Here is a 12809-nt window from a genome sequence, read left to right on the forward strand (position 1 = left end):
CGGCACCCCCACCAACCTCACCACCCTCCACCCCCACACCCCACCCCCCAACACCCCCACACCCCTCCTCCCCACCTACGCCTTCCAACACCACCGCCACTGGCTCGAAGGCAGCACCGAGGCGGCGGACGCCTCCGGCCTCGGCCTCACCGCCCCCGGCCATCCCCTCCTCGGGGCCACCGTGCGCCTCGCCGACCGTGACGCGTACCTCCTCACCGGCCGGATCTCCCTCCGCACCCACCCCTGGCTGACCGACCACGCCGTCCACGGCACCGTGCTGCTGCCCGGCACCGCACTGCTCGACCTGGTCCTCAAGGCGGGCGAACAGGTCGGCCTCGACCTGGTCGAAGACCTCACCCTGACCGCGCCCCTGGTACTGGACGAACGCACCGAGACCCGCGTCCAGGTGGCCGTCGACGAGCCGGACGACTCCGGAGCCAGGACGGTCTCCGTATACGCCGCCCCGGGCGGGGCGGACAGCAAGGGCGACGACCGGTGGACCCGGCACGCACAGGGCACACTCGCCCCCGGACTCGCCCCCGCCGACCGCTTCCTCGTCTGGCCCCCGCCGGGCGCGGAGGAGATCGACCTCGACGGAGCCTACGAACGGCTCACCGGGGCCGGCTACGGCTACGGGCCCGCCTTCCAGGGACTGGGCCGCGTCTGGAAGCGCGAGGACGAGCTGTACGCCGAAGTCGCCCTCGGCGAGGGACAGACCGCGGGCGCGGCGGGCTTCGGCATCCACCCCGCCCTGCTGGACGCCGCGCTCCACCCGCTGCTCCCCGGCGTGGCCGAGACCGAGGGCCAGTCCTGGCTGCCCTTCATCTGGTCCGAGGTCAGCCTCCACGCGACCGGGGCGACCGCCCTGCGCGTACGACTCTCCGTGACCGCGCGAGCCGACGACGCACTCCAGGTCGCCGTCTCCGCAGCCGACGGCGCGGGCACCCCCGTGGCCGCCGGATCGCTGTCGCTGCGCCCCCTCACCAAGGAGGCGCTGCGCGCCGCGAGCGCCCCGGTCGACGGTCTCCTCCAGGTCGGATGGACCCCGCTGGAGGAGACCGTCGCCCCCCGCCCCGTCCCGTACGCGGTGCTCGGCCACGGCCCGCTCGACCTCGGGCCCGACGCCGTCCGCCACCCGGACCAGGCCGCCCTCCACGCGGCCGGTCCGCCGCCCGCCGCCGTACTGCTGCCGCTGGCGGCCCCCGCCGACCCGGCCGACCGGATCCCGCTGCCCGAGAGCGCCCACAGCGCCGCGCTCACCGCGCTGGCCGAGATCAGGGCCTGGCTGGAGGACGAGCGGACGGCCGACTCCCGGCTCGTGATCGTGACCCGCCGCGCGGTCGCGGTGGGCGGCGAGGACGTCACCGGACTGGCACACGCCGGAGTCTGGGGCCTCATCAGGTCCGCCCAGACCGAGAACCCCGGGCGGTTCACCCTGCTGGACCTGGAGGACGGCGACGACGCCCTTCCCGCACCGCTGCTCGCCGCCGCCCTCGCGAGCGACGAGCCACAGCTCGCCGTGCGCGCCGGAACGCTCATGACGCCCAGGCTGGCCCGGGTCTCCACCGCACCGGCCGAGGACGGCCCCCGCTGGGACGGCGGTACGGTGCTGATCACCGGCGCGACCGGCGCGCTCGGCGGCGTACTCGCCCGGCACCTGGTGACCGAGCACGGGGCCAAGAGGCTTCTGCTGCTCAGCAGGCGCGGGGAAGCGGCGCCCGGCGCGCCCGAACTCGCCGCCGAACTGGGGGAGCTGGGCGCGCGGGCCGTCTTCGCCGCCTGCGACGCGAGCGACCGAGAGGCCCTCGCCGCGGTGCTCAAGGCGATCCCCGACGAGCACCCGCTGACCGCGATCGTGCACACGGCGGGCGTCCTCGACGACGGCGTCGCCGCCCGGATGACCCCCGAGCAGCTGGAGAGGGTACTCCGCCCCAAGGTGGACGCCGCCTGGAATCTGCACGAACTGACCCTGGACCGGGAGCTGACCGCCTTCGTCCTCTACTCCTCGGTGGCCGGTCTCCTCGGCACGGCGGGCCAGGCCAACTACGCCGCGGGCAACACCTTCCTGGACGCCCTCGCCGGACACCGGCGGTCCCGGGGCCTGCCCGGCCTCTCGCTCGCCTGGGGCCTGTGGAGCGGCGCGGACACCATGGCCGGAGCGCTCCAGGAGACCGATCTGCGCAGGCTGGCCAAGACCGGTCTGCTTCCGCTCCCCGCCGACGAGGCCATGGCCCTCTTCGACGCCGCGGGCGGCGCGGACACCGCCGTCCTCGCGGTCACCCGGCTCAACGGCGCCGCCCTGCGCGCGGGCGGCGAGGCCCTCCAGCCCATCCTGCGCGGGCTGGCCGGACCCCCCGCCCGCCGGGTCCTGGCCGCCGCCGGCGGCGGCGCGGCGGCCGACATACCGCTCGGCGAGCGGCTCGCGACCCTCGGCCCGGAGGAGCGCGACCACTTCCTGACCGATCTCGTCCGCACCCATGTCGCCGGAGTCCTCGGCCACTCCACCCCGGGCGGCATCACCGCCGACCGCGCCTTCCAGGAGCTGGGCTTCGACTCCCTCACCGCCGTCGAGCTGCGCAACCAGCTCAACCGCGCGACCGGGCTCCGCCTCCCCACCACGCTCATCTTCGACCATCCCTCGCCCGCCGCGCTCGCCGCGTATCTGCGGGACGAACTGGTCGTCGGCGAGGCCTCGCCCACCGACACCGTCCTCGCCCAGCTCGCCGATCTCGCCGGCCGGCTCACGGCCGCCACGGACACCCCGGAGGCCAGGAAGCTCGTCTCCGGGCGGCTGCGGGAACTCCTCAAGTCGGTGGACACGGCCGGCACCGGCCCCGCCGGGGACGGCGAGGGGGAGACGGAACTCGACGGCGCGAGCGACGAGGAACTCTTCGCCCTCTTCGACGAACTCGACTGAGCCCCGCCCGAACCGACTGAGGAGGGCCTGCCGCCACGGCGACACCGTGGCGGCAGGCCCTTCGGCCTGTCCGGACACCTGGGGCCGTCGGCCTCCACGGCTTTACCCACCTCCGCCCCGTACACCGAGCCTCAAGGCGTCGAGCGGCTGTCGCTGCCGCTCCTGCGCCGCGAGATCGCCGACGGCTGGACCCTGTATCACGAATGCCGAATGCCGACTTCGGCAGCCTCATGGACGTACTGCCGGGCGTCATCGCGGACGCCCGGCTACTCGGTGCGATCGGTACCGCCGATCAGCGGCAGCAAGCTGGCCATCCGGCTGGGGAAGACGGACCTCGCCCTGTCCCCCTGGAGCGCGCGATGCTCGCCGCCGAGCAGTCGTCCGACCCGCTGCTGGCCCCGATGATCAGCAACTCCGTCGCGTGGAACTACCAGCGCCAGAACCGTCTGCACGACGCCGAGCGGCTGGCGATCCACGCCGCCGACGGAGTCGAGAGAGAACACGGTTCGACAGCCGCCGGTGTGCGCGTCTGGGGCGGCCTCCTCATGTCCGCCGCGACGAGCGCGGCCCGGAGCGGTGACTACGACACCGCCAACGACATGATGCGGACGGCGGAGGACGCGACCGGACGACTCCGGAAGCTGCCGCCCGCGGTCGACGGCAAGCTCGTGTCCGTCTTCAGCCGGTCCTCAGTGCGCATTGAGCGTGTCCGGCTGGCCGTCCAGCACGAGCGCCCGGAAGAGGCTCTGCATCTGGCGAAGGGCATGCGCCTGTCCGCCGACACCCCACCGTCCTGGCGGACATGGCTGCTCCTGGACGTGGCGCGGGCCCACACGGACACCGGCAACCCCGAAGGCGCTGTCAAGGCCCTTGAGTCCCTGCGCCGGGTCGCTCCGGGGTGGATGCGCCATCACACACTCGCCGTGTCAATTGTGAGCGACCTGTGGGCCGGGGCCACTCGCCCTGCTGGACTTCGCAAGCTCGCCGAATTCCTTGGAGTCGCCACTCAGTAGCGCTTGAGAACCAGGACGTTCCGTCCCTGTCGTTGATCCGCGTCTGACGAGACGGTCCAGGGGGCACAGCGTCGGCAGAGGGCAGGACAGCCAGGGACAGCGAGACACGACCAGCGTGACCGTGGGCCGAGCCGCACAGGGCCCGCCACGAACCCCGTCCCCGCCGGAGCGAACTCCGACTGGTGTCCCCCACGGACAGGTGATCCCCGGCAGGGGCGGTTTCCCGCACCACCACAACCCGCTACAACAGGAAGAGGACGCCATGGGCGACAAGATCGAAGAGGCGAACGGCTACGACCTCGGGGCGAACGAGACCATCGTTCCGGCCACCCCGCCGACCCCGTCGGCCACGCCCGAGGACAACGGCAGCGAGGACGACAGTGGGAATGACAGCCAGCCAGACACCGGAGAACCCCGGGGGCATGCGGGGCACCCTGCGCACATTCCTGAAAACGGATCTCCCCGAGGACTCCGAACTGTCATGGCTCTGTGAGACCCATCGGGACCCGGAGGCCATGCGGCTCGTCCTCCGGTCCCGGTACGTGTGCGCTCACTGCACCCGGGGCCCTGAAACCCCCGCTGTCTGAGAACGGCGGGTGGGGCGGTGCCCAAGCGCACCCGCCCGGGAGACGTCCGTCCCGCCGCGGCCGGGAAGAATCCGGTCCCGCCGCCTCGGTGCGTGAGAGCGGCAGTACGCCAGAACGGCCGGCCGTTCTGGCGTACTGGTGGAGGAGGAGGTCAGGTCAGGGGCGCGGCCTCGCCCGCGGGCGGGAAGTAGCCCACTCGTACGAAGAAATCGACGTACTTCGCGAAGAGCTTCCCGTCCATGGCGGGGCAGACCGGCCCGCTGCCCTTGAGGAGGTCCTCGGTGTCCGTGACATCGAATTCCGGATAGAAGCGGGAGCTGTCGGAGGCCATCGCCTCGAAGGCGACCATGAGCGGATTGATCGGGTTCTCCGGATCGGCCTCGACCTGCTGCCGCCACTCCTCCCACGGCCTTTCCGGGAGGGAGTATCCGGCGGAGCGCAGATGGGCCAGGAACTCGGGGAATTCGAGGCTGTCGCGGTTGGAGACGTGGAAGGTCCGGCCCGTCGCCTCGGGCCGCAGGGACAGGGCGAGGATCGCGCCGCTCACATAGTCGACGGGCACGGCGTGGACCGAGCCGACGAGCCCCTCGGGGACGGACCCGGCCTCCAGGAGCCCCTTGAGGCTGAGCCAGACGAAGTCCTGGGTCTGGCAGGCGCCGCCGCGCTGGTCGCCGGAGACGACGTCGACGCGGTAGACGGAGACCGGCAGCCCGCGCTCCCGGGCGAGGTCGATCAGGCGCTCGGCCACCCACTTGCTCTGGACGTATCCCGTCGGCAGGGACTCCGGCGGACCGGTCGGGTCGTCCGTCCGGACCGGTTCGCCCTCGACGACGGGGCCGGGGAAGACACCGACGCTGGAGACATGGTGGACGGGGACCGTCCGGTGGCGGGCGGCGAGCCGCAGGATCTCCTCCGTGCCGCCGACATTGGCCGCCCGCAGCTCGCCGTAGGGGCGGAGCCAGTGGACCGTCGCACCGGCGTGGTAGACCGCGTCGGCCGACCGCGACAGCTCGTCGAAGGCCTCCTCGGTCAGCCCCAGCCGGGGCCGCTCCAGATCGCCGAGGACGATCCGCAGCCGGGCCGGGTCGATCTCGTCCCAGATGCCGTACCACTCCAGATTCGACCGGATCCGGCCAAGAGCCTGGTCCGCGCTCGTACCGCGGACCAGGCAGTACACGGCCGCGCGCGTCGTCGTCATCAGATCGCGCAGCAGAAAGGCCCCGAGGAAGCCGGTCGCGCCGGTGAGCAGGACCGCCGAGGGGTCCGTCACCGCCTCGGTCACCTCGGCCGCCGGGCGGACGTCGTCGCCGAGGCGCACCTCGGCCGCGAAGTCCACGGAGAGCCTGGGCGCGGCGACGGGCGCGCCGGAGACCAGCACCTCGCGCAGATACCCGGCGAGCGCGGCGGGCGTCGGGTGGTCGAAGACCAGGGTGGCGGGCAGCCGTGAGCCGACCGCGCCGCCCAGCCGGTTGCGCAGCTCGACGGAGGTGAGGGAGTCGAAGCCCACCGAGCGGAAGGGCTGATCGGGGGCGACCGTCCCGCCGCCGGTGTCCCGGTGGCCGAGGACGACGGCCGTCTCGGAGCGCACCAGCGCGAGCACGGCCTCGTACTGCCCGCCCTCGTCCAGCCCGGCGAGCCGCTCGGCGAGCGAACCGCCCGCACCGCCCGCCTCGTTGTCGGCGGCGGGCCGGGCGGGCGTGCCCACCAGGCCGGTGAGGACCAGGGGGCCGCGCGCCGCGTTCTCGCGCAGGGCGTCGGTGTCGATGGGCGTCACGACGAGCGAGGCCCTGCCGGTGGCCAGCGCCCGGTCCATGAGGGCCGGTCCGGTGCGCTCCTCGACCGGGCGGAGCCCGGTGCGGGCGATCCGCTGGAAGTCGGCCCGGTCCAGGTGCTGGCTCAGCCCGGTGGGCTGGTCCCAGAGGCCCCAGGCGAGGGAGGCGGCGGCCAGGCCCTGGCGGCGGCGGTGGTGGGCGAGGGCGTCGAGGAAGGCGTTCGCGGCGGCGTAGTTGCCCTGGGCGGGGCCGCCGAGGGTGGCGGCGGCCGAGGAGAAGAGGACGAAGGCGGTGAGGGGGAGGTCCCGGGTGAGCTGGTGGAGATGCCACGCGCCGTCGGCCTTGGTGGCGAGGACGGGGCGCAGCCGCTCGGGGGTGAGGGTGCCGATGAGGGTGTCGTCGGTGGTGCCGGCCGCGTGGATGACCCCGGTGAGGGGCGTCTCGGCGGGGACGCTCCCGAGGAGACGGGCGAGCTGCTCGCGGTCGGTGGTGTCGCAGGCGGTGATGGTGACGGTCGCGCCGAGCCGGGTGAGCCGGTCGTGGAGTTCCGGCGCGCCGGGGGCCTCGGGTCCCTTGCGGCTGGTGAGGACGAGGTGGGTGACGCCGTGCCGGGTGATGAGGTGCTCGGCGAAGAGCGCGCCGAGCGCGCCGGTGCCGCCGGTGATCAGCACGGTGCCCGAGGGGTCCCACACCGCACCCGTACCTGTACCCGCACCCGCGTCCGCCCGGGCCCTCGTCAGCCTCGGCACGGACGCCGCCCCGGCGCGCAGCCGGAGTTCGGGTTCGCCCGAGAGCAGGGCCGCGCCGAGCGCCGCCCGGGACTCCGCCCGGCCGTCGGTGTCGATCAGGGTGATCCGCCGGGGGGCCTCCGCCTGCGCCGAGCGGACCAGCCCGTGCACGGTCGCGGCCCCGAGGTCCGGCGACTCGCCGCCCGAGCCGCCCGAGCCGCCCGAGCCGTCCGAGTCGCCCGGGCCGTCCCCGCCCGCCGAGCCGCCCTGGGTCAGCAGCACCAGCCGGGTGTCGTCGAGGGCGTCCTCGGCCAGCCACTCCTTGAGCAGCTCCAGCGCCCGCAGGGCCTCCCGGTGCGCGGCGGCTGCCCCGACCTCGGTCCCCGGCGTCCACGGCACGGCGACCGCGTCGAGGCTCCGGCCGGCCGCCACCGCGTCCCGTACCGAGGCCACCGTGGCGAAGACCTCCGCGCCGGGCGGGGCCTGCTCGACGCCCTCCGCGCCGAGCACACCCCAGCGGAGCGGCCCGCGCGGGGCGGTGAGGGCCAGGGGCCGCTGCTCCACGGCGAACAGGGAGTCGCCGGGCTCCGTGCCGTCGCCGATCTCCCCCTCGCCGGGCACCCGGAACTCCAGCGATCCGACGGAGGCCACCGGCCGGCCCGACCGGTCGGCGAGCAGCACCCGGACGGTGTTCTCGCCGGTACGGGTGAGCCGCACCCGCAGCGCCGTCGCGCCGGTCGCGTGCAGCCGTACGTCCTCGCACCGGCCCACCACGGGGGCCGTGCCGCCGTCCGGGAGGAACGGATCCCCGGCCAGCAGCGCCGCGCTCAGCGCGGTCTCCAGGAGCGCCGGGTCGAGGCCGAAGCCCCGGGCGGCACCTCCGGTCCCCTCGTCCCCGCCCACCTCGGCGAAGATCTCGTCGCCGCGCCGCCACAGGGCGCTCACTCCGCGCAGCCCCGGGCCGTACGACAGTCCGGCGGCCGTCAGCCGCTCCCGGGCCGCGTCGAGGTCGATCCCGTGGGCGTCGGCCGGGGGCCACGACGTCAGCTCGAAGGGCTCGTCAGGCCCCGAGAAGCTCACCAGGCCCTCGGCGCACAGCCGCCAGGGGGCGGCGTCGGGCCGGGGCGTGCACGGACGGGCGTGGACGGTGATCCGGCGGCGGTGGGGCCGGTCGCCGGGGGTCACGGTGGTCTGGAGCTGGAGGGCGGTGCCCGGGGTGAGGGGCAGCGGGGTGAGGGTCAGTTCGTCCAGCCGGGTGCAGCCCAGTTCGTCGCCCGCGCGGATCGCGGTCTCGATGAGGGCCGAGGCCGGCAGCAGGGGGGTGTCGCGATGGGTGTACCGGGTGAGCCAGGGGTGCTGTTCGGGCGTCGCCCGTCCGGCGAAGAGACGGGTGTCCGGGTCGGCGACGGGCACCGAGGCCCCGAGCAGCGGGTGTTCGGTGGGGGCGAGCCCCCAGGCGGCGGGGTCGGTCGCGGTGTGGTCCGCGTCGAGCCAGTAGCGCCGGTGCTGGAAGGCGTAGGTGGGCAGCGGCACCGCCGTAGCCCGGGGGAGGAGCGCCGTGAGGTCGATCCCCGCGCCCCGCAGACTCAGCTGGGTGAGCGCGGCGACGGCCGTGACGGTCTCGGGGCGCTTCGGGCGCAGCAGCGGCAGCAGGGTGGCCGGCCGCTGGTCCAGACCGTGTTCGGCGAGGGTCGTGAGGGTGCCGTCGGGCCCGCTCTCCAGGTACTCGGTGACCCCCTGCCCGTCCAGATGCCGGAGTCCGTCGTGGAAGCGGACGGCCCCGCGCAGCTGGCGCACCCAGTAGTCGGCGGTGCGGAGGTCCGTGCCCTCGGCGGGGCGGCCGGTGAGGTTGGAGACGACCGGAATACGGGGCGGGTGGTAGGTGAGCCCCTCGGCCACGGCGCGGAACTCGTCGAGGATCGCGTCCATGTGGGGCGAGTGGAAGGCGTGGCTGACGGGGAGCCGCTTGGCCCGGTGGCCCTCGGCGCGCAGCCGTTCGGCGACGCTCTCGACGACGTCGGCGTCGCCGGAGATCACTGTGGAGCGGGGGCCGTTGACGGCGGCCACGGTCACGGTCGCGGGGTCGAGACCGGCGAGCAGGGCCAGCGCCTCGTCCTCGGAGACCTGGAGCGCCGCCATCGCGCCGTGGTCCGGGGCCGCCTGCATCAGCCGGGCGCGGTGGGCGACCAGGGTGCAGGCGTCGGGGAGGTCGAGCACCCCGGCGAGATGGGCGGCGGTGATCTCGCCGATGGAGTGGCCCAGGAAGTGGTCGGCGCTCAGCCCGCGGTGCTCGGCGAGCCGGTAGAGGGCGGTGCCGAGGGCGAAGAGCGCGGGCTGGGTGTACTCGGTGCGGTGCAGCAGGGCCGCGAGCGGTGAGTCCCCGTCCGCGAACATGACCCGGAGCAGCGGGTGTTCCAGATGCGGATCGAGATGGGCGGCCGCCTCGTCGAGGGCGCGGGCGAAGACCGGCTCGGCCGCGTACAGCTCGCGTCCCATGCCGGGGCGCTGGCTGCCCTGCCCGGTGAAGAGCACGGCGGTGCCGCCCCGGGGGCCGCGCTCGGGGCGGAGCACGGCGGGTGACGTCTCGTCCCGGGCGAGCGCTTCGAGCGCTTCGAGCAGTTCGTCCCGCGTGGAGCCGACGACGGCGGCCCGGTGGTCGAGTGCGGTACGGGTGGTCAGCAGGGAGAGGGCGACATCGGGAGGCGAGAGCTCGGGACGGCGGCGCAGATGGTCCAGCAGCCGCTGGGCCTGGGCGCTCAGCCCCTCGGGCGTCTTCGCCGAGAGCACCCAGGGCACCGCGCCCCGGGCCTCCTCCGGCTTCTCCGGCTCCTCGGCGGGCTCCCCGGAGGCGGGCCCTCCGGAGGCAGGCACGGGTACGGGCGCGGGGGCCTGCTCCAGCACCACATGCGCGTTGGTGCCGCTCACCCCGAACGCCGAGACGGCGGCGCGGCGCGGCCGGTCGGTCTGAGGCCAGGGCCGTTCGTCGGTGAGGAGTTCGACCGCACCGGCGTTCCAGTCGACGTGCGGGGTCGGCTCGCTGATGTGCAGCGTCCTGGGCAGGGTGCCGTGCCGCATGGCCTGGATCATCTTGATGACGCCGCCCACTCCGGCCGCCGCCTGCGTGTGGCCGATGTTGGACTTCAGCGAGCCGAGGTAGAGCGGCCGGTCGGCGGGGCGGTTCTGGCCGTACGTGGCGATCAGGGCCTGGGCCTCGATCGGGTCGCCGAGCGGGGTGCCGGTGCCGTGCGCCTCGACCGCGTCCACGTCAGAGGTGTGCAGCCCTGCGTTGGCGAGCGCCTGCCGGATGACGCGCTCCTGGGCGGGCCCGTTGGGGGCGGTCAGTCCGTTGGACGCGCCGTCCTGGTTGACCGCTGAACCCCGGATCACGGCGAGCACCCGGTGCCCGTTGCGCCGCGCGTCGGAGAGCCGCTCCAGCAGGACCAGGCCCACGCCCTCGGCCCACGCCGTGCCGTCCGCCCCGGCCGAGAAAGACTTGATGCGCCCGTCGGCGGCCAGCCCCCGCTGCCGGGAGAAGTCCACGAACCCGCCGGGGTCCCCGTTCACCGTCGCCCCGCCCGCCAGCGCCAGCGCCGATTCGCCCGAGCGCACCGACTGCACCGCCAGATGCAGCGCCACCAGCGAGGAGGAGCAGGCGGTGTCCAGCGAGACCGCCGGGCCCTCCAGACCCAGGGCGTACGCGATACGCCCCGAGGCGACGCTGCTCAGCTTGCTGGTCATGAGGTAGCCCTCGAACTCCTCGGGCGCGTTCAGCCCGAGATAGCTCTCCTCCACGACCCCGACGAACACCCCCGTACGACTGCCGCGCAGCGCGTGGGCGTCCAGCCCGGCCTGCTCGACGGTCTCCCACGCGGTCTCCAGCAGGACGCGCTGCTGGGGGTCCATCGACAGGGCCTCGCGCGGCGAGATGCCGAAGAACTCCGCGTCGAACAGGGCCGCCCCGTCGAGGAAGCCGCCCTCCCGGGTGTAGGACCGGCCGGCCTTCCCGGGCTCCGGGTCGTAGAGCCCCTGGTCCCACCCCCGGTCGGCGGGCCAGCCGGAGATCGCGTCGCGCCCGTCGGACACCAGCTCCCACAGATCGTCGGGAGACTCCACCCCGCCGGGGAAGCGGCAGGCCGCGCCCACGATCGCGACCGGCTCCACGGCCCCGGACTCCAGCTCCTCAAGGCGCTGACGCGACTTCTGGAGATCGGCCGTCACCCGCTTGAGGTATTCGACGAGCTTCTCTTCGTTGGACATGTGTGTGACACCCGTATCTGTTGGACGGCGACGGCAGCGACGGCGGCGGTGGGGCGGGGCGGGGGTGGCGTGGGGGCGATCAGTCCGCCGCCGGGCCGAACTGGTCGTCGATGAAGGCGAAGAGGTCGTCGGCGGTCGAGGCGTCCTCCAGGGCGTCCGCGCCCTCGCCTCCCCGGGGCTCCGCCGTCTCGTTCAGCCGGGACAGCAGCGCTCGCAGCCGCGCGGTGACGGCCGGCCGGTCGCCGCCGTCCCCGGGCGTCAGGGCGAGTGCCGCCTCCAGCCGGTCCAGTTCCTGGAGCGGCGACAGCGGGGCGGCCGAGGCCGCGTCCGGCGCGATCAGGGTGAGGAGATGGCCGGTGACGGCGGCCGGGCTGGGATGGTCGAAGACCAGCGTGGCGGGCAGGGCGAGCCCCACCGCCTGCCCCAGCCGGTTGCGCAGCTCGACCGCCGTCAGCGAGGTCAGACCGAGTTCCTGGAAGGAGCGGTCGTCCTCCATCGAGTCGGCGTCGGCGTGGCCGAGTACGGCCGCCGCCACCGCGCGCACGATGTCGAGCACGGCGTCGTGCCGCTCCATCCCGTCCATGACGGCCAGCCGCTCCGCGAGCGGTCGCGGCGCGCCCCGGCCCGCACCGGCCCGCCGCCGGGCGGGCTGGGCGGGCGCGCTCCCCGGCTCCTTGGGCGCGCTCTCCTCCGTCCGTACCTCCGGGACATCGTGGAAGGTCACGGAGTCGACGGTGGCGACCAGACCGTCCGACTCGTCGGTCAGACGTATCGACACCGTGTTCGCCCCGGCGCTCGCCACCTGGGCCCGCACGGCCCGCGCGCCGGCCGCGAGGAGCCGTACCCCGCGCCAGGCGACGGGCACGGCGGTGTGCCCGGGCGCGGACTCGGCCGCCTGGCCGAGGAGTACGGCGTCCCACAGCGCCGGGTGCAGTCCGTAGCCGTCGGCGTCCCGGGCCTCCCGCTCGGGCAGCTCCACCTCGTACGAGCCGCCGGTCGCGCCCGCCCGGTCGGCCGCCGCGTCGGTGGGGGCCTTCGAGCTGAGATGCCCCTCGGCGCAGAGCGTCCAGGGCGCGTCGTCCCCGGCGGAGTGCGGCCGGGCGTGGATGGTGACGCGGTGCCGGTGCTCCTGCTCGGTGGGCTCGACGGTGGTCTGGAGCTGTACGGGCACGAGGGGCGGCGGGGTCAGGGTCAGCTCCTCCAGCAGGGTGGAGCCGAGTTCGTCGCCCGCCCGGATCGCGGTCTCCACCAGCGCCGAAGCGGGGAAGATGCCGGAACTCCCGTCGATCCAGGGGTGGTCCTTGGGGCTGACGCGATTGGTGAAGTGCCGGGCCTCGCTCCCGTGGAGGGGGAGCGCCGCGCCGAGCAGCGGGTGCTCGGTGGGGGTGAGTCCCCAGACGGCGGCGTCGGCGCTGGGCCGGCCTGCGTCGAGCCAGTGGCGGTGGTGTTGGAAGGCGTAGGTGGGGAGGAGTGGTGTGGGGGTGTTGGGGGGTGGGGTGTGGGGGTGGAGGGTGGTGAGGTTGGTGGGGGTGCCG

Annotated in this window: 4 protein-coding genes and 1 pseudogene; 3 read left to right on the forward strand and 2 right to left on the reverse strand. The window is 74.7% G+C overall.

The window, feature by feature from the left end:
• The 3 genes and pseudogenes from IE247_RS33620 to IE247_RS33630 all read left to right on the forward strand — a co-directional run.
• Positions 1-2917 (forward strand): type I polyketide synthase (locus IE247_RS33620; RefSeq protein ID WP_190127171.1); only part of this gene is annotated, 2917 nt, incomplete at its 5' end.
• A 105-nt stretch (positions 2918-3022) separates the two neighbouring features.
• Positions 3023-3930: pseudogene (locus IE247_RS33625) on the forward strand (tetratricopeptide repeat protein); the annotation flags it as partial.
• Positions 3931-4192: 262 nt separating this feature from the next.
• Positions 4193-4423 (forward strand): hypothetical protein, encoded by a 231-nt coding sequence (locus tag IE247_RS33630; protein WP_190127172.1) that lies wholly within the window; start codon positions 4193-4195, stop codon positions 4421-4423.
• A 245-nt stretch (positions 4424-4668) separates the two neighbouring features.
• On the opposite strand, the gene IE247_RS33635 is transcribed toward IE247_RS33630, so the two are convergent.
• Together IE247_RS33635 and IE247_RS33640 are read right to left on the reverse strand one after the other, a co-directional pair.
• Entirely contained in the window at positions 4669-11274 is a 6606-nt protein-coding gene (locus IE247_RS33635) for a type I polyketide synthase (protein WP_190127173.1), read from the reverse strand.
• Positions 11275-11353: 79 nt separating this feature from the next.
• On the reverse strand, positions 11354-12809 hold a 1456-nt coding region (locus tag IE247_RS33640; RefSeq protein ID WP_190127174.1), incomplete at its 5' end, for a phosphopantetheine-binding protein.

The sequence above is a fragment of the Streptomyces inusitatus genome, from assembly GCF_014651115.1.
Lineage (GTDB): Bacteria > Actinomycetota > Actinomycetes > Streptomycetales > Streptomycetaceae > Streptomyces > Streptomyces amakusaensis.

Excerpts from the sequence above, each read along its gene's own strand:
- IE247_RS33635 (WP_190127173.1), bottom strand. The coding sequence starts at position 11,274 with ATGTCCAACGAAGAGAAGCTCGTCGAATACCTCAAGCGGGTGACGGCC.
- IE247_RS33630 (WP_190127172.1), top strand. The coding sequence starts at position 4,193 with ATGGGCGACAAGATCGAAGAGGCGAACGGCTACGACCTCGGGGCGAAC.